Here is a 16,913-nt window from a genome sequence, read left to right as displayed (position 1 = left end):
AGCGCCGGATGAAGGCTCCTTCATGAACCGCACGGGTTTGCCGCCCGCCCCGCCCCCCACGGCACGCTCCGGCGGCGGTGCACCCCCGGCGGCCCCCGGGGCGTCATCCGTCCGGGTGATGGCGACCCGGCCGCGCACCACGGGCGCGTGGCCCCTGTCCGGAGGCGTTACGCGTCGAGGCCGATCGCGAACGCGGCCTCCAGGTCGTGCTGCGAGTACGTGCGGAACGCCACGTGCGTGTCGGTCGCCTCGACGCCCGGGATCTTGCTGATCCGGCCGGGGATGACGTCCGCCAGGTCGTCGTGCCTGGCCACGCGGACCATGGCGATCAGGTCGTAGGTGCCCGTGACGGAGAAGACCTCGCTGACGTTCTCCAGCGAGGCGATCGACTCGGCGATCTCGGGGATGCGGTCCACGCTGGTCTTGATGAGCACGATCGCGGTGATCACGGCTGTCCTTCTCCCTCGGTGGCCGCTGGGTGGGTCTTCACTCTAGCCCCACCGCGATACCGCCCCCACGCGTAGAGGAAGCCCAGGCAGAAGCCCACCACGTGCGCCAGGTACGCCACGCCCGGGCCGCTGTCGGCGCCCCGGGCGGCGAGCCACTGGAGGACGAACCAGAAGATCAGCACGATCCAGGCGGGGAAGCGCAGCGGCAGGAAGAAGAGGAACGGGAACAGGCTGGTGACCCGCGCCCTCGGGAAGAGGTAGAGGAAGGCGCCGAGCACCCCCGAGATCGCCCCCGACGCCCCCACCAGGGTCTGGTCCGAGTGCGCGTGCGCCACCGCGTACGCGAAGAGGGCGAGGCAGCCGGAGCCCACGTAGAAGAGGGCGAACTCCAGGTGGCCCATCCGCTCCTCGGCCATGGCGCCGAACACGTACAGGAACAGCATGTTGCCCAGCAGGTGCAGCCAACTGCCGCTGACGAACAGCGCGGTCAGCGGGGTGAGCAGCGCCCGGGGGGTGCCGCCGAGCAGCTCGGCCGGGACGATGCCCCAGCGGTGGAAGTACGCGCTCTGGGCGGCCAGCAGCGCGTCGCCCCGGCCGTAGGAGGGGTTCAGTCCGGACACCGGGCTGATCAGGAAGATCAGGAAGCAGGCGCCGATCACGGCGTACGTCACGGTCGGTCCGCGCCAAGCGATCATGGACAGATCATGACGTAAACGGAGGGAGCCGGACAGGGTGCCTCGCCGCGCCACAGGGGTACCCGCGAGGCCGTAGGGTTACGGGCAGTAGGCCCGCAGTTCGACGGCGCACCGCGGCTGACGCACCCGGCACGATGGAAGAGGACGGAACGATGACGACGGTTCCCCTGCCGACCGCGACGACCCGCTGGCGCTGCACGCTCTGCGGCAATCTGACGCGATTCGACGTCACGCGGTCGTCGAAGGTCGTGGAGTACGTCCATCTGGACCTCGCGGGCGAGCCCACGGTGGAGGAGCGCGAGGTGGTCAGTGAGACCATCGAGTCGGTCCGCTGCCGCTGGTGCAACGCGGTGGACCAGATCGAGCTGGTGGACAGGCCGGGCGCCGCTTCCTGAGGACCGGGAGCGGCCCCGGGGCCAAGACGGACGGGTAGTGGGGTGACGAATCGTGGAGCAGCCCGCCAGTGGCGCTGAGCCGGCCGGTGCGGCCGGTGGCGCCGCCGAGGCGCTCGACCGCCCGCTGCCCGAGGGGGTGCGGCGCCGGGTCGTCGCCCTGGTCTCGGACGCCTTCGGCGGCCTGACGGTCGCGGAGCTGCCCGCCCAGTTGCGCCAGTACGCCCGCTTCACCCCGTCCCGGCGGGCCAAGTTCGCGGGCAACGCGATGGCGGCCGCGCTGGAGGCCGACCCGCTGTTCCGGCAGCGGATCGGCGAGCGCCTCAAGGAGGGGCAGCCGGAGCTGGCCGGCGCGGTCGACGCCGGCTCGCCCCCGGCGGCCGCCGACCCGGTGGACGTGGCCGCGGCGGCCTATGTGCTGCGCCCCGCCGGCTGGGTCAAGCTGGTCGCCGCCGCCGGCGAGGAGGCCCAGCGCGCCGACGCCGAACGCGCCGACGAGGCCGGCCGGCGGGAGCTGGAGCGGCTGCGCACCGAGCTGGCCGAGGCCCGCGCCCACACCAGGGCCGAGACCGAGCGGCTGCGCACCGAGCTGGACGCGGCGCGCAAGGAAGCCGAATCGCTTCAGCGCAAGCTGCGCAGCGCCCAGAACGACGTGAAGCGCGGCGAGGCGGCCCTGCGCCGCAGCCAGGCGGACATCGACGGCATCCGTGCCGAGGCGGCCGCCCAGGTCTCCGCCGCCGAGAGCGAGACCCGCCGCCTCAAGGCCCGCCTCGGCGAGGCGGAGGCCGCGCTGGAGGCCAGCCGGCGGGCCGCTCGTGAGGGCCGCTCCGTGGAGGACATGCGGCTGCGGCTGCTGCTGGACACCGTGCTGGAGTCCGCCCAGGGGCTGCGCCGTGAGCTGGCCCTGCCGCCCGTCTCGGTCCACCCGGCCGACACCGTGGACGCCGTGGAGCCGGGCCGGATGTCGCCCAAGGACATCGCGGCCCGCGCCCTGTCGGAGACCGACCCGGCGCTGCTGGACCAGTTGCTGGCGCTGCCCCAGGCCCACCTCGTGGTGGATGGATACAACGTCACCAAGACCGGCTATCCGACCATGCCGCTGGAGAAGCAGCGGCTGCGGCTGCTCGGCGGCCTGTCGGCGCTCGCCGCCCGCAGCGGCGCCGAGGTCACCTGCGTCTTCGACGGCGCCGAACTGGCCGCCCCCGTGCTGCTCGCACCGCCGCGCGGCGTGCGGGTGCTGTTCTCCAAGCCGGGCGTGACGGCCGACGAGCTGATCCGCCAGCTCGTCCGTGCGGAGCCGCCGGGCCGGCCCGTCGTCGTGGTCTCCACCGACCGGGAAGTCGCCGACGGCGTCGCCAAGTCCGGTGCGCGGCCGGTCGCGTCCGCCTTGCTGCTGAAGCGGCTTTCGCGCGTCTCGTAACACTCGTAACTCCTGGGCCTAATGCCCGATTTCGGGGAACGGACCGTCAAGTACCCATGACCGTCCGTGGCCTGTGTGTAAAGAATGTGGCCCCTGGGCGAGATTTTTCGCATGAGGATTTGAACTGATCACAAGATGGTCACTAGGGTCTGGCCTCGAACCTCCGCGCAGGTGATCACTCATCGGGAGTGACAGCGGAGGAACCGCCTACATCCGTGCGGTCCGGCCTGTTTCGCGGGGGAAGCCGGGCACCACGTACGGAGCCGGGGCCCCGACCCCTGCCCGGCAGGCGGCAGCATGAGGAAGAAGGAGCTCGCCTCCGTGGCGTCCCACCGTCGTCCCAAGCAGCCGAGCCGCGCCCGCGTGACCGTGCTCACCGCGACCGCCGCCGCTGCCGTCGCCCTGTCCTCCCAGGCCGCTCAGGCAGACCCCAAGCCGAGCAAGAGCGAGGTCAAGGCCAAGGTCGACAAGCTCCACCACGAGGCCGAGGCCGCCACCGAGCAGTACAACCTCGCCGACGAGCAGCGCGGCAAGCTCCAGAAGGAGGTCGACGCCCTCCAGGACAAGGTGGCGCGCGGCCAGCAGGAGCTGAACGAGCTGCGCGACGGCCTCGGTTCGGTGGCCACCGCCCAGTACCGCTCCGGCGGCATGGACCCCTCCCTCCAGCTCCTGCTCTCCTCCGACCCGGACAGCTACCTCGACAAGGCGTCCGCCGTCGACGCCATCAGCGCCAAGCAGGCCGAGGCCCTGGAGACCATCCAGGCCAAGCAGCGTGCCCTGGCGCAGCAGCGCGCCGAGGCCACCACGAAGCTGGCCGGCCTCGAGGACGTGCGCAAGACCCTCGCCGAGAAGAAGAAGGCCTACCAGGCCAAACTCGCCGAGGCGCAGAAGCTGCTCAACACCCTGACCGCCGAAGAGCGGGCCAAGATGCAGGAGGAGGAGCAGCGCGCCAGCCGCGAGGCCGGCGACCGCGTCGACCTCGGCAACGAGGTCCCCGCCTCCCAGCGCGGCGCCGCCGCCCTCGCCGCCGCCGACACCCAGGTCGGCAAGCCGTACATCTCCGGCGCCGAGGGCCCCAACGCCTACGACTGCTCGGGCCTGACCCAGTGGGCGTACCGCCAGGCCGGCGTGGGCATCTCCCGCACCACCTTCACGCAGCACAACGACGGTGTGAAGATCGGCCGCAGCCAGCTCAAGCCCGGCGACCTGGTGTTCTTCAACAACCTCGCGCACGTGGGCCTGTACGCGGGCAACGGCCAGGTGCTGCACGCGCCGAAGCCCGGTGCCTTCGTCCGCTACGAGTCGATGGAATGGCTCGGCGACTTCCAGTTCGGTGTGCGCATCTGACGCACGCGCAGGTCTGACGCGCCCGAACCGCGCGCCCGATCGGGTGGTTTACCGCCCTCCAAGCTGACGCTCCGCCCCGCCGGTGACCTTGTGGTCTCGGGCGGGGCGCCGCTGTTCGACGCCCGTACGGTCGCTGGCCGGGGTGGGGCCGCCCGGCTACTGTCTGGCGCGCAACAGCCCGCACAGCCTGCACGGCCGCACGCCTGCACGGCCCTGACGTCAGCGGAAGGGAGCGCGGTACGTGGCGTCCCATCGCCGGTCCTCGTCATCCTCGTCCCCCGGGTTCTCCCGGAGCGCGAAGGTCACCGTCCTCTCGGCGGCGGCGGCCACCGCCGCCGCGCTCGGCGCCGCACCCGCGACCGCCGACCCCGGCACCACGGTCGAGGGCACCCGCGCCAAGGTCGACCGGCTCTACGAGGAGGCCGAGAAGGCCACCGAGGCGTTCAACGAGGCGGACGAGCGCACGGACGCGCTGCGCGAGCGGGTGGACCGGGTCCAGGACGGCGTGGCGCGCGGCCAGGAGCGCATCAACCGGATGCGCGGCGCGCTGGGCCTCGTGGCCGGCGCCCAGTACCGGTCGGGCGGCATGGACCCCGCGCTGGCGCTGCTGCTCTCGCAGGACCCGGACGGCTACCTCGACCGGGCCGCCGCCCTCGACCGGATCAGCGACCGGCAGGCGAGCGCCCTCGCCGAACTCCGGCGCGCCCAGCGGGGCATGGCGCAGCAGCGGGCCGAGGCCACCCGGATGCTCGCCGAACTCGAGCGCGGCCGGGCCGCCGTGGCGCTCCACAAGCGCACCGTGGAGCGCAAGCTCGCCGAGGCGCGGGCACTGCTGAACTCCCTCCCCTCCGAGGAGCGCGACGCCCTGGAGCGGGCCTCCCGCTCCGGCCGCGACGACCTGCCGGGGCCGGGCGGCGAGGCCGCCTCCGGCCGGGCGGCGGCCGCCGTCGCCGCGGTCCGCTCGGCCGTCGGCAAGCCGTACGTGTGGGGGGCCAACGGCCCCTCGGGCTTCGACTGCTCCGGCCTGATGCAGTGGTCCTACGCCCAGGCGGGCGTCGGCCTGCCGCGCACCTCGCAGGCCCAGCGCAACGCCGGACGGCACGTGCCGCTGTCCGAGGCGCGCCCCGGGGACCTGGTGACCTACCGGGACGACGCCAGCCACGTCGGGATGTACGTGGGCAACGGGCAGGTGGTGCACGCCCCGTACCCGGGCGCGCCGGTCCGCTACGACCCGGTGGGCATGATGCCGGTCTCGGCCGTCACCCGGGTCTGACGCCCGCGGCGGCCGTAGGATCGGGAGGATGCGGGCTGTCAGACGTGCGGCGGGGGCGGTGCTCGGCCTGCTCCTGCTCGTCGGCGGGTGTACGGCTCCGGGGCCGTCGCCGGTGCCGGACACGGCCGCGTTCCAGTCGGCGGCCGACCGGCGGGCCGCGGTGGTGCGCGAGGCGGAGCTGGCCGGTGTGCCGCTCGCGGAGTGGTCGTACCGCGTCACGGAGGTCCGGCGGCACGGCGACGACCGCGCGGCCGCCCGGGCCGAGCTGAGCTACCGCTTCGCCGGGTACGACAGCGGGCCGGTCACCGGCGAGCGGGCGCTCGGGCTGGAGCGGCGGGACGGACGCTGGCACGTGACGTCCGACCGCCCGGCCGGGGGCGCGGCCCCGCAGCTCTGGGAGCAGGGCGCCGTCGAGGTGGTGCGGGGCAGAAGCAGCCTGGTCCTGGGCGCCGGGCAGGACATCGCGCGGCTGAGGGCCGTCGCGGCGGCCGCCGACCGGGCGGTCCCCGCCGTGTCGGACGCCTGGCCGGACGGGCTGTGGGCGCGGCGCGTGGTGGTGCTGGTGCCGGGCTCGCTGGAGCGGATGGGTGCCCTGATGGGGGAGCCGGCGGCGGGGTACAAGGGCATCGCGGCGGTCACCACGGGCCGGGTGGGCGGCGGGCCGGACGCCCCGGCGGACCGCGTGATCGTCAACCCGGAGGCGTACGCGGGGCTCGGCACGTTCGGGAAGGGCTTCGTGCTCACCCATGAGACGGCGCACGTGGCGACCCGGGCGCACACCTCGGCGGCCACGGGGCTGTGGCTCTCCGAGGGCTTCGCGGACTGGGTGGCCTACCGCGGCACCTCCCGCACGCCCGCCCGGGCGGCGCCCGAGCTGAGGGACGCGGTCCGTGCCGGGCGCACCCCGGCCGCCCTGCCGACGGACGGGGACTTCTCCTTCGCCTCCGACGCGGCCGCCCTGGCGCGCGCCTACGCGGGCGGCTGGCTGGCCTGCGAGCTGATCGCCGAGCGGTGGGGCGAGGCGGAGCTGCGGGCCTTCTACCGGGCGGCGGGGGCGCGCGGGTGGGAGCGGGCCCTGCGCGAGGTGCTCGGGGTCACGCCCGAGGCCTTCACCGCGCGGTGGCGGGACTACCTGCGGGACCGGCTGGGGTGACGTCCGCGCGGTGCGGTTCGGAGGGCTGCGCCGGTACCGCCGCGTGCTCCCGCAGGCGCGGCTCGGTCACCGTCTGCCGCCACAGCTCCCGGCAGGCGGCGATCGTGGCGGCGACGAGGAGCCCGTTGCGCACGCCGAGCAGCACCAGGCCCCACAGGTCGCTGTGCACGACGTGGGTGAACCAGATCGGGAACTCCAGCATCGTCACGCCCGTCGCGACCAGCACCATCCGGGCCGGCCGGCGCATGCCGCTGCCCCGGAAGACCAGGCACACGGCCGCCAGCCCCACCAGCCAGATCATGTACTGCGGGCTGATCACCCGGCTCGTGGTGGTGAACAGCAGCACGGCCGCGAACGCCGCGTCCGCCAGCGTCGTCGTACCGAACGCCCGCGCCCGCACCCGCCACACCAGCAGCCAGCCGAACGCCGCCACCGTCAGCGCGAGGGCGGCCTTGGAGACGAGGGGCACGTACGGGCCGAGGAACTCGACCGAGCCGTAGTTCAGCAGCACCTGCCCCTCCCAGCCGAAGTTCCGCGCCACGTGGAAGACGAGGGAGCCCAGCGACTCCACCTCCGTGCCCCGGTCCCGCTGGAAGGTGAGGAAGGCCAGCGCACCCGGCATCGCCAGCACGCAGGCCGCCAGCACCGCGGCCCCGGTGAGGGCGGCCGCCGTCCACGAGCGCCGGGTGACCCGGCCGCGCCGGGTGCCGGCGAGCAGCAGCGCGGGCCAGACCTTCAGCAGCGCGCCGAAGCCCACCAGCGCGCCGAAAACCCGCGGGTGCCGCACCCCGGCCAGCAGCGCGGCGACGGCGACGGCGGTGACCATCAGGTCGTAGCGGGCGTAGGCGGTCGGGCCGAGCAGCGGCACGCCCGCCACCCACACCCAGGCGCCGGACAGGCACTTGCCGGGCCGCCGTCCCGCGTACAGCAGCAGGCCGAAGACCACGGCGTCGCTGAGGAGGGCGAGGAGGAAGAAGGCGGAGGCGTAGTCCAGGAAGGGCAGCAGGCCGGGGGAGAGGATGGCCAGCGCGGCGGCCGGGGGGTACTGCCAGGTGACGTCGTCGAGCGGGTAGGTGCCGGTGCGCAGCACGTCGTACCAGCCCTGGTAGATCACCGAGACGTCGCTCGTGACGTCGGGCCCCGGCAGGACGAGGATCTTGAAGACGCAGAGCAGCAACAGAGCCCTGGTCGCCAGCCATATGCCGACGGCTTGGATCGGGAGCCGGGTGCCGCTGTGGCCCTTCATGCATACCTCTTCGGTCTCGTTGCCGGGCTCGGCCGGGCGGGACTGTGCTGAGCGGTGGAGCGGCGCCGTTCGGTACTGTCGGCATGCGATGCACAAGACCTTGATCGTAACCAACGACTTTCCGCCCAGACCCGGCGGGATTCAGGCGTTTCTGCACAACATGGCGCTCAGACTCGATCCGGAACGGATTGTCGTCTACGCCTCCACGTGGAAGCGCGGCCGGGAGGGCGCCGAGGCGACCGCCCTGTTCGACGCCGAACAGCCGTTCAAGGTTGTCCGCGACCGTACGACGATGCTGTTGCCCACGCCACGTGTGACCGCACGGGCCGCCGGGCTGCTGCGGGAGCACGGCTGCGAGTCGGTGTGGTTCGGCGCGGCGGCCCCGCTCGGGCTGATGGCGCCCGCGCTGCGCCGGGCCGGCGCCCGCCGGATCGTGGCGACCACGCACGGCCACGAGGCCGGGTGGGCGCAGCTCCCGGCCTCGCGGCACCTGCTGCGGCGGATCGGCGAGGGCACGGACACGATCACGTACCTGGGCGAGTACACGCGCTCGCGCATCGCGGCGGCGCTCACGCCCGCGGCGGCGGGGCGGATGGTCCAGCTCCCGCCGGGGGTCGACGAGAAGACCTTCCACCCCGGCTCGGGCGGGGACGCGGTGCGGGAGCGGCTGGGCCTGGCCGGCCGGCCGGTGGTCGTCTGCGTCTCCCGGCTGGTGCCGCGCAAGGGCCAGGACACGTTGATCAGGGCCATGCCCGCGATCCTGGCGCGGGTGCCGGACGCGGTGCTGCTGATCGTCGGGGGCGGCCCGTACGAGGGTGACCTGCGCCGCCTCGCCGCGCAGACGGGCGTGGCGCGATCCGTGCGCTTCACCGGCGCGGTGCCCTGGGAGGAGCTCCCGGCCCACTACGGCGCCGGTGACGTGTTCGCCATGCCGTGCCGTACGCGGCGGGGCGGCCTGGACGTCGAGGGGCTCGGCATCGTGTACCTGGAGGCCTCCGCGACGGGCCTGCCGGTCGTGGCGGGCGACTCCGGCGGCGCGCCGGACGCCGTCCTGGACGGCGAGACCGGCTGGGTGGTGCGCGGCTCGGCCCCGGCGGAGTCCGCCGACCGGATCGTCACCCTGCTCCAGGACCCGGAGCTGCGGCGCCGGATGGGTGAGCGGGGCCGGAGCTGGGTCGAGGAGCGCTGGCGCTGGGACCTGCTGGCCGAACGGCTGAAGCTGCTGCTCTGACGGCGCTCGGCGGCCGCCCGCCCGCGGGCGGGCGCGCTCGCCCGAATTGGGCCCGCGCCCCCTATGGGCGGAGCGCCAAGTTCCGCCCATGCTCCGCCCATGACACCAAAACTGACGCGCCGTCACCTCCTGGGTCTCGGTGCCCTCCAGACCGCCGCCGCGCTCGGCCTCACCCGGATCGGCCGGGCGTCCGCCCTCCAGGGGGCGTCCTACAGCCCCGCCCTCGTCATCGGGTCCGGCTACGGGGGCGCCGTCGCGGCACTGCGCCTCGGCGAGGCCGGCGTCCGTACCACCATCCTCGAGATGGGCGCCCTGTGGAACCGCTCCGGCCCGGACGGGCGGGTCTTCTGCTCCACCGGGGCGCCCGACCACCGGTCCATGTGGTTCCGCAGCCGCACCGAGGCACCGCTCGCCACGTTCCTGTGGCTCGACGTCGTCAACAAGGACATCAGCCCCTACCCGGGAGTGCTCGACCGGGTGCGGTACGCCGACATGTCGGTGTACGTCGGACGCGGCGTGGGCGGCGGGTCCCTCGTCAACGGCGGCATGGCCGTCACGCCCCGCCGCGGGTACTTCTCCGAGGTGCTGCCCCAGGTGGACGCCGGCGAGATGTACGCCACGTACTTCCCGCGCGCCAACGCCATGCTCGGCGTCAACACCGTCGACCCCGCCTGGTTCGAGTCCACCGAGTGGTACCGCTACAGCCGGGTGTCGCGCAAGCACGCGGCGCACGCGGGCCTGCGGACCACCTTCGTACCGAACGTGTACGACTTCGCGTACATGCGCCAGGAGGCGGCGGGCACCGTCCCCCGGTCCGCGCTCGCCGGCGAGGTGATCTACGGCAACAACCACGGCAAGCGCAGCCTCGACCGCACGTACCTGGCCGCCGCCCTCGGCACCGGCAACGTCACCATCGAGACCCTCCACCGGGCCAGGGCCGTACGCAGGGAGCCGGACGGGACGTACGTCGTCACCGCCGACCGCGTCGACCTCACCGGCAAGGTGGTCGGGACCCGAGAGATCGGCTGCGAGCGGCTGTTCCTCGCGGCCGGCAGCATCGGGACCACCGAACTGCTGCTGCGCGCCCGGGAGACCGGCGCCCTGCCCGGCCTGAACGCCGCCGTCGGCCAGGGCTGGGGGCCCAACGGCAACGTCATGACCGGCCGGGCCAACCACGTCTGGGACACGGTCGGGGCCAACCAGTCGACCATGCCCGTGATGGGCATCGACGACTGGGACAACCCGGACAACCCCGTCTTCGCGGAGATCGCCCCGCTGCCGACCGGCCTGGAGCACTGGGTGAGCCTGTACCTGGCGATCACCCGCAACCGCGAGCGCGGGACGTTCACCTACGACCCCGCCACCGACACGGTCCGACTGGACTGGAGCCGGGCGCAGAGCGCCGTGTCCGTCGCCTCCGCCAAGAGGCTGTTCGACCGCCTCAACGCCAGGAACGCCACCATCTACCGGTACGACCTCTTCGGCGGCAACAAGACCTTCGCCGACGACTTCACCTACCACCCGCTGGGCGGCTGCGTGCTGGGGAGGGCGACCGACGACCACGGGCGCGTCAGAGGCGCCCCCGGGGTGTACGTCACCGACGGAGCCCTCATCCCGGGCTCCATCGGCGTCAATCCGTTCGTGACCATCACCGCCCTCGCCGAGCGGACCATGGCCCGTGTCCTCGCCGAGGACTACGCGCGGTAGATCGCCTCGATCTCGTCCGCGAAGTCCTTGGCCACCACATTGCGCTTCAGCTTCAGCGACGGCGTGATGTGACCGGCCTCCTCCGTGAACTGGGAGGTGAGAATGCGGAATTTCCGCACCGATTCCGCCTTGGAGACCGCCGCGTTGCCGTCGTCCACGGCCCGCTGCACCTCGGCCAGCAGGTCCGGGTCCTCGCGCAGCGACGCCGCCGTCGCACCGGCCGGCTTGCCGTGCTCGGCCGCCCAGCGGCCCAGGAACTCCTCGTCGATGGTGACCAGCGCGCCCACGAACGGGCGGCCGTCGCCGACCACCATGCACTCCGCGACCAGAGCGTGGCCGCGGATGCGGTCCTCGATCACCGCGGGGGCGACGTTCTTGCCGCCCGCGGTGACCAGGATCTCCTTCTTCCGCCCCGTGATGGCCAGGTAGCCGTCCTCGTCCAGCGTGCCGATGTCACCGGTGTGGAACCAGCCGTCGGCCAGCGCCTCGGCGGTCGCCGACTCGTTCTGCCAGTACCCCGAGAAGACGTGCTCGCCGTGGACCAGGACCTCGCCGTCGTCGGCGATGCGGACCACCGAGCCCGGCAGCGGCTGCCCGACTGTGCCGATCTTGGGGCGGTCGTACGGGTTGAACGCCGTCGCCGCGCACGTCTCCGTCAGGCCGTAGCCCTCCAGGACCGTCAGCCCGATGCCCCGGTAGAAGTGGCCCAGCCGCTCGCCCAGCGGCGCGCCGCCCGAGACGGCCGCCTGGCAGCGCCCGCCCAGCACCGCGCGCAGCTTGCTGTAGACCAGCTTGTCGAAGACGAAGTGCTTCAGCTTGAGACCCAGCGACGGACCCTCGGCCGAGGAGGTGGCACGGCTGTACTCGATGGCCGTCTGCGCCGCCTTGTCGAAGATCTTGCCCTTGCCCTCCGCCTGCGCCTTGGCGCGCGCCGAGTTGTAGACCTTCTCGAAGACCCGCGGGACACCCAGGATCAGCGTCGGCTTGAACGCCGCCAGCTCGTCGGTGAGTTCCTTGATGTCCGGTACGCAGCCGAGGCGGATCGGCGCCAGGACCGAACCCACCTCGATCAGCCGCCCGAAGACGTGCGCGGCCGGCAGGAACAGCAGCGCCGAGCACTCGCCGGTGCGGAACAGCGGCTTGAGCCGCTCCACGACGTTGCCGCACTCGGCGAAGAAGTTCCGGTGCGTCAGCACACAGCCCTTGGGACGGCCCGTGGTGCCCGAGGTGTAGACGATGGTCGCGATGTCGTCGGCCTTGGCGGCGGAGGTGGCCTCGTCGACGGCCTCCTCCGAGACGTCGGCGCCGAGGGCGGTCAGCTCCTCCACGGCACCCTTGTCCAGGCGCCAGACGTGGCGCAGCGCCGGCAGGTTCTCGCGTACGGACTCCACGGCCGCCGCGTGCGTCTCGCTCTCCACGATCACCGCGACCGCGCCCGCGTCGCCCAGGATCCACTGCACCTGCTCCGGCGAGCTGGTCTCGTAGACCGGCACCGTGACGGCGCCCGCGCTCCAGATCGCGAAGTCGAGCTGCACCCACTCGAAGCGCGTCCGCGAGATCAGGCCGACCCGGTCACCGGGGCGCACGCCCTGGGCGATCAGGCCCTTCGCGGCGGCGCGGACCTCGGCCAGGAACTGGGTCGCGGTGACGTCGGTCCAGGCGCCGGCCACCTTGCGGCCCATCACGGCGACATCTGGGTGCTGAGCGGCATTGCGGCGGATCAGATCCGTCAGGTTGCCGTCCGTCGGGACCTCGTACAGGGCCGGAAGGCTGAACTCGCGCAAAACTGCTGCTCCTCATCGGGCGCCGGCGCCACGGCTCTGTGTGATGCACCGGTTGCGGTCCAAGATCGGGCAGGTGCTCGGTGGGGGTGAGCACGACTGGACTGCCCGGACGTTACCCACCAGTACTCGGTTCCGGATAGGGGCGTCGGCCAGATGTTCGCTGCGTCACACGTTTTTGGCGGTGCTTCGCGCACAGTAGTCCACACTCGCGACGACGTGGAAGTAACCGCAGGTTGGACCGCCTAAGGTGGGTGCTCATGCGAGGCATGAGGGTCAACGTGATCAGCGACGTGCACGGCAACGCCGAGGCCCTGGCAGCGGCGGGTGAGGGCGCCGACGCCCTGATATGCCTCGGTGACCTGGTGCTCTTCCTCGACTACCACGACCACGCCCGCGGCATCTTCCCCGACCTCTTCGGCGTGGAGAACGCCCACCGGATCGTGGAGCTGCGCACCGCCCGCCGCTTCGACGAGGCCCGGGAGTTCGGCCGCCGGCTCTGGGCGGAGCTGGACGTCGACCGCGAGACCGCCATCGAGTCGGCGGTGCGCGACCAGTACGCCGCGATGTTCGCGGCCTTCCCCACCCCCACGTACGCCACCTACGGCAACGTCGACATCCCCGGCCTCTGGCACGAGTACGCCCGCCCCGGCACCACCGTCCTGGACGGGCAGCGCATCGAGCTGGGCGGCCTCGTCTTCGGCTTCGTGGGCGGCGGGCTGCGCACCCCGATGCGCACGCCCTACGAGATCTCCGACGAGGAGTACGCGGCCAAGGTCGAGGCCCTCGGCGAGGTCGACGTGCTGTGCTCGCACATCCCGCCGGAGGTCCCGGAGCTCACGTACGACACGGTGGCCCGGCGCTTCGAGCGCGGCAGCGCGGCCCTGCTGGCGGCGATCCACCGCACCAGGCCGCGGTACTCCCTGTTCGGGCACGTCCACCAGCCGCTGGTGCGGCGGATGCGGGTCGGGGCGACCGAGTGCGTGAACGTGGGACATTTCGCGGCCACCGGGAGGCCATGGGCCCTGGAATGGTGACGGCCGCCCACGCGATAGCCTTCACCCACAGGAAACCGGTACCGCACTGGAGGAGCCACGGCGATGGCGGAACACACCAGCTCGAGCATCGAGATCGAGGCGGCACCGGCCGACGTCATGGGCGTGATCGCCGACTTCGCCCGCTACCCGGAGTGGACGGGTGAGGTCAAGGAGGCGGAGGTCCTGGAGAAGGACGCCGCCGGCCGCGCCGAGAAGGTCCGCCTGCTGCTGGACGCCGGCGCGATCAAGGACGACCACACCCTGGCGTACACCTGGACCGGCGACCACGAGGTCGCCTGGACGCTGGTCAAGTCCCAGATGCTCCGGGCCCTGGACGGCTCCTACCGCCTGACCCCGCTCGCCGGCGGCACCCGCACGGAGGTCACGTACCGGCTCACGGTCGACGTCAAGATCCCCATGCTGGGCATGATCAAGCGCAAGGCCGAGAAGGTCATCATCGACCGGGCCCTGAGCGGCCTGAAGAAGCGCGTCGAGGGCACCCCCGCCGCCTCCTGACACCGGTACGCCCCGTAGCGTCTGCGGCATGCGCACCCTCCTCGTCACCGGCCCCGGCGGCGCCGGGCGAACGACCGTCGCCGCCGCCACCGCCCTCGGCGCCGCCGGGCGCGGACAGCGGGTCCTGCTGCTCACCGGTGACGGGGACCTGCCCGACGGCTGGTTCGACGACCCGTCCGGCGACGGCGGCCGGCCGGTCGTGCGCCGCGTCGACTCCGGCGCCCACTTCCGCGCCGAGATCCTCGCCTTCCAGGAGCGCGCCGCCACCGCCCTCGGCCTGCTCGGCGCCACGCCGTTCGACGACGAGGAGCTCACCGAACTGCCCGGCAGCGACCGGTTCGCGCTCCTGCGGGCCCTCAGGGACGCCGCCGGGGGCGACTGGGACCTCGTGGTGGCCGACCTGCCGCCCCTCCCGGACGCCGTGGCCGTGCTCGCCCTGCCCGAGCAGCTCCGCCGCTACCTGCGCCGCCTGCTCCCGCCCGAGCGGCAGGCCGCCCGCGCACTGCGCCCGATGCTCGCCCAGCTCGCCGGCGTCCCCATGCCCGCCGAGTGGCTCTACGAGACCGCCGCCCGCTGGGACACCGAACTCGCCGCCGTCCAGGCCATGATCGAGGACCCCGCCACCACGGTCCGACTGGTCGCCGAGCCGGGCCCGGCAGCCGCCCGCGCCCTGCGCACCGCCCGCGCCGGGCTGGCCCTGCGCGGCCTCGCCGCCGGCCCGGTCGTCGCCAACCGGATGCTGCCCACCGAGTCCCCCGACCCCTGGCTGTCCGGCCTGGCCGCCCAGCAGCAGGCGCACGTCAAGGAGCTGGGCGAGGGCGTGCACGAGCTGCCCCACCTCGGGCGCGACCCCCGTACCGCCGGCGACCTCGCCCTGCTGGAGCCGCCCGCCGTCCCCGCCGACGCCCCCACCGCCCCCGACTGGGCCGTCGAGGACCGGCGGGACCCCGACGGCGTCCTGGTCTGGCGCATCCCGCTGCCCGGAGCCGCCAAGCCCGACCTGGGCCTCGTGCGGCGCGGCGACGAACTCGTGCTCACGGTCGGGCCGTTCCGCCGCGTGGTGCCCCTGCCGTCCGCCCTGCGCCGCTGCACCGTCTCCGGGGCGGGCCTCACGGACGGGGTCCTGAACGTCCGCTTCACACCCGACCCGGATTTGTGGCCCCGTACGCGGTAACGTCGGGAGTATCACGCCACCCGCCGCAGGAGTACGCCATGAGCGACGCCACCCAGCATCCCGACGCCGACGCCTGGGACGCCGACGCCTGGGCCAAGGCCTGCGCCGAGGACCTGGCCGCCGAGCGGGCCCGCCGCCGCGGCACCGAGGGCCCGCCGCCCGGCACCGCCGCCGAGGAGCTGCGCAAGCTCGTCGACGCGGTCGCCGACAAGGTCGCCTCCCTGCGCGCCCCCCTGCTCGGGGCGGGCGCCCAGAGCGCCGTGCAGCAGTTCGTCAGCCAGGCGAAGGCCGCCGTCGAGCCGGTGATCGAGCGCAACCCGCAGGTCTTCGACCACCTCGCGGCCGCCGGGAACGAACTGCTGGCCGCCTACCGCTCCGCCGTCGAGGGCCAGGAGCGCCGCTGGACCCGCGGCCCGGACAGCCACCCGCCCAGGGGCGGCAAGGGCGACGACGGCGGCCCGGACGCCACCGAGCACATCGACCTGGACTGAACACCGGGTACGGTTGGCCGTAGCGGGGCTCGACCGAAAACTGAGGGACACATGGGACTCACCATCGGCGTCGACATCGGCGGCACGAAGATCGCGGCCGGAGTGGTCGACGAAGAGGGCACGATCCTCGACACCCACAAGGTGCCCACCCCGCCAACCGCCGAAGGCATCGTGGACGCCATCTGCGCCGCCGTCTCCGAGGCCGGCAAGGGCCACGACATCGAGGCGGTCGGCATCGGTGCGGCCGGGTACGTCGACGACAAGCGCGCCACCGTCCTCTTCGCGCCGAACATCCACTGGCGGCACGAGCCGCTGAAGGACAAGGTCGAACAGCGCGTCGGCCTGCCCGTGGTCGTCGAGAACGACGCGAACGCCGCGGCGTGGGGCGAGTACAAGTTCGGCGCCGGCAAGGGCCACGAGGACGTCATCTGCATCACCCTCGGCACCGGCCTGGGCGGCGGCATCATCATCGGCAACAAGCTCCGCCGCGGCCGCTTCGGCGTCGCCGCCGAGTTCGGGCACATCCGGGTCGTCCCGGACGGCCTCCTGTGCGGCTGCGGCAGCCAGGGCTGCTGGGAGCAGTACGCGTCGGGCCGCGCCCTGGTGCGGTACGCCAAGCAGCGCGCCAACGCCACCCCGGAGAACGCCACGATCCTGCTGGGCCTCGGGGACGGCACCCCCGACGGCATCCAGGGCAAGCACATCAGCGACGCGGCCCGCCAGGGCTGCCCCGTCGCCGTCGACTCCTTCCGGGAGCTGGCCCGCTGGGCCGGCGCCGGCCTGGCCGACCTGGCCTCGCTCTTCGACCCCTCCGCGTTCATCGTCGGCGGCGGGGTCTCCGACGAGGGCGAGCTGGTCCTCGGGCCGATCCGCAAGTCGTTCCGCCGCTGGCTGGTGGGCGGCCAGTACCGCCCGCACGCCCAGGTGCTCGCCGCCCGGCTCGGTGGCGAGGCCGGACTGGTCGGCGCCGCCGACCTGGCCCGCCAGGGCTGAGTCACCCC

At 73.5% G+C, this 16,913-nt stretch carries 16 protein-coding genes; 12 read left to right on the top strand and 4 right to left on the bottom strand.

All coding sequences use genetic code 11. The features are described from left to right. Positions 1–167 precede the first annotated feature (167 nt). The gene (locus tag E2B92_RS06800; protein ID WP_126882976.1) at positions 168–449 is read right to left on the bottom strand and encodes an Lrp/AsnC family transcriptional regulator; all 282 of its coding nucleotides are present in this window, start codon (positions 447–449) and stop codon (positions 168–170) included. Continuing rightward, entirely contained in the window at positions 446–1,144 is a 699-nt protein-coding gene (locus E2B92_RS06795; RefSeq protein WP_126882977.1) for a rhomboid family intramembrane serine protease, read from the bottom strand. The genes E2B92_RS06800 and E2B92_RS06795 overlap by 4 nt, the downstream gene beginning before the upstream one ends. 152 nt (positions 1,145–1,296) lie before the next feature. Between E2B92_RS06795 and E2B92_RS06790 the strand changes: the two genes are divergently transcribed. The 5 genes from E2B92_RS06790 (at position 1,297) to E2B92_RS06770 (ending at position 6,729) form a co-directional block, all read left to right on the top strand. Further along, complete coding sequence (locus E2B92_RS06790; protein ID WP_126882978.1) at positions 1,297–1,539, top strand: hypothetical protein; 243 nt, start codon at positions 1,297–1,299, stop codon at positions 1,537–1,539. Between the two features lie 52 nt (positions 1,540–1,591). Continuing rightward, positions 1,592–2,956 carry an NYN domain-containing protein gene (locus E2B92_RS06785; RefSeq protein WP_126882979.1) on the top strand — a complete coding sequence of 455 codons (1,365 nt, stop codon included), beginning with the start codon at positions 1,592–1,594 and terminating at the stop codon, positions 2,954–2,956. Positions 2,957–3,277: 321 nt separating this feature from the next. Then, entirely contained in the window at positions 3,278–4,303 is a 1,026-nt protein-coding gene (locus E2B92_RS06780) for a C40 family peptidase (protein WP_126883024.1), read from the top strand. Positions 4,304–4,544: 241 nt separating this feature from the next. Next, on the top strand, positions 4,545–5,576 hold the full coding sequence (locus E2B92_RS06775) for a C40 family peptidase (protein WP_126882980.1): 1,032 nt from the start codon (positions 4,545–4,547) through the stop codon (positions 5,574–5,576). A gap of 28 nt (positions 5,577–5,604) precedes the next feature. After that, positions 5,605–6,729: a hypothetical protein gene (locus tag E2B92_RS06770; RefSeq protein WP_126882981.1), complete on the top strand. Its 1,125-nt coding sequence runs from the start codon at positions 5,605–5,607 to the stop codon at positions 6,727–6,729. Here the strand turns inward: E2B92_RS06770 and E2B92_RS06765 are convergent. Further along, a complete protein-coding gene (locus E2B92_RS06765) occupies positions 6,686–7,975 on the bottom strand; it encodes a glycosyltransferase family 87 protein (RefSeq protein WP_126882982.1) in 1,290 nt (429 codons plus the stop codon). The two genes, E2B92_RS06770 and E2B92_RS06765, sit on opposite strands and share 44 nt — an antisense overlap. A gap of 88 nt (positions 7,976–8,063) precedes the next feature. Here E2B92_RS06765 and E2B92_RS06760 point away from each other — a divergent pair, with 88 nt between their 5' ends. Next, positions 8,064–9,206 carry a glycosyltransferase family 4 protein gene (locus E2B92_RS06760; RefSeq protein WP_126882983.1) on the top strand — a complete coding sequence of 381 codons (1,143 nt, stop codon included), beginning with the start codon at positions 8,064–8,066 and terminating at the stop codon, positions 9,204–9,206. A 99-nt stretch (positions 9,207–9,305) separates the two neighbouring features. Beyond that, positions 9,306–10,913: a GMC oxidoreductase gene (locus tag E2B92_RS06755; protein ID WP_126882984.1), complete on the top strand. Its 1,608-nt coding sequence runs from the start codon at positions 9,306–9,308 to the stop codon at positions 10,911–10,913. On the opposite strand, the gene E2B92_RS06750 is transcribed toward E2B92_RS06755, so the two are convergent. Then, the gene (locus E2B92_RS06750) at positions 10,901–12,697 is read right to left on the bottom strand and encodes an AMP-dependent synthetase/ligase (RefSeq protein WP_126882985.1); all 1,797 of its coding nucleotides are present in this window, start codon (positions 12,695–12,697) and stop codon (positions 10,901–10,903) included. The genes E2B92_RS06755 and E2B92_RS06750 overlap by 13 nt on opposite strands. A 266-nt stretch (positions 12,698–12,963) precedes the next feature. Here E2B92_RS06750 and E2B92_RS06745 point away from each other — a divergent pair, with 266 nt between their 5' ends. The 5 genes from E2B92_RS06745 to E2B92_RS06725 all read left to right on the top strand — a co-directional run bounded on the left by E2B92_RS06745 (position 12,964) and on the right by E2B92_RS06725 (position 16,905). Continuing rightward, the gene (locus tag E2B92_RS06745; protein WP_126883025.1) at positions 12,964–13,731 is read left to right on the top strand and encodes a metallophosphoesterase family protein; all 768 of its coding nucleotides are present in this window, start codon (positions 12,964–12,966) and stop codon (positions 13,729–13,731) included. A gap of 63 nt (positions 13,732–13,794) precedes the next feature. Further along, complete coding sequence (locus E2B92_RS06740; RefSeq protein WP_126882986.1) at positions 13,795–14,247, top strand: SRPBCC family protein; 453 nt, start codon at positions 13,795–13,797, stop codon at positions 14,245–14,247. Between the two features lie 28 nt (positions 14,248–14,275). Continuing rightward, positions 14,276–15,421, top strand: coding sequence for an ArsA family ATPase (locus tag E2B92_RS06735; RefSeq protein ID WP_133087426.1), 1,146 nt, complete (start codon positions 14,276–14,278; stop codon positions 15,419–15,421). A gap of 38 nt (positions 15,422–15,459) precedes the next feature. Further along, on the top strand, positions 15,460–15,912 hold the full coding sequence (locus E2B92_RS06730; protein WP_126882988.1) for a DUF5304 domain-containing protein: 453 nt from the start codon (positions 15,460–15,462) through the stop codon (positions 15,910–15,912). Positions 15,913–15,963: 51 nt separating this feature from the next. Beyond that, on the top strand, positions 15,964–16,905 hold the full coding sequence (locus tag E2B92_RS06725; protein WP_126882989.1) for an ROK family glucokinase: 942 nt from the start codon (positions 15,964–15,966) through the stop codon (positions 16,903–16,905). Positions 16,906–16,913: the final 8 nt, after the last annotated feature.

This window comes from Streptomyces sp. WAC05374, assembly GCF_004353505.1.
In the GTDB taxonomy this organism is placed as follows: Bacteria; Actinomycetota; Actinomycetes; order Streptomycetales; family Streptomycetaceae; genus Streptomyces.
Note: the sequence above shows the minus strand (reverse complement) of the source record. Positions and strands in the feature narration are given on the sequence as shown.

What these genes read in the sequence shown, in the direction of transcription:
- E2B92_RS06795 (WP_126882977.1), bottom strand. Translation starts at nt 1,144, where the DNA reads ATGATCGCTTGGCGCGGACCGACCGTGACGTACGCCGTGATCGGCGCC.
- E2B92_RS06790 (WP_126882978.1), top strand. Translation starts at nt 1,297, where the DNA reads ATGACGACGGTTCCCCTGCCGACCGCGACGACCCGCTGGCGCTGCACG.
- E2B92_RS06770 (WP_126882981.1), top strand. Translation starts at nt 5,605, where the DNA reads ATGCGGGCTGTCAGACGTGCGGCGGGGGCGGTGCTCGGCCTGCTCCTG.
- E2B92_RS06765 (WP_126882982.1), bottom strand. Translation starts at nt 7,975, where the DNA reads ATGAAGGGCCACAGCGGCACCCGGCTCCCGATCCAAGCCGTCGGCATA.
- E2B92_RS06760 (WP_126882983.1), top strand. Translation starts at nt 8,064, where the DNA reads ATGCACAAGACCTTGATCGTAACCAACGACTTTCCGCCCAGACCCGGC.
- E2B92_RS06755 (WP_126882984.1), top strand. Translation starts at nt 9,306, where the DNA reads ATGACACCAAAACTGACGCGCCGTCACCTCCTGGGTCTCGGTGCCCTC.
- E2B92_RS06745 (WP_126883025.1), top strand. Translation starts at nt 12,964, where the DNA reads ATGAGGGTCAACGTGATCAGCGACGTGCACGGCAACGCCGAGGCCCTG.
- E2B92_RS06740 (WP_126882986.1), top strand. Translation starts at nt 13,795, where the DNA reads ATGGCGGAACACACCAGCTCGAGCATCGAGATCGAGGCGGCACCGGCC.
- E2B92_RS06735 (WP_133087426.1), top strand. Translation starts at nt 14,276, where the DNA reads ATGCGCACCCTCCTCGTCACCGGCCCCGGCGGCGCCGGGCGAACGACC.
- E2B92_RS06730 (WP_126882988.1), top strand. Translation starts at nt 15,460, where the DNA reads ATGAGCGACGCCACCCAGCATCCCGACGCCGACGCCTGGGACGCCGAC.
- E2B92_RS06725 (WP_126882989.1), top strand. Translation starts at nt 15,964, where the DNA reads ATGGGACTCACCATCGGCGTCGACATCGGCGGCACGAAGATCGCGGCC.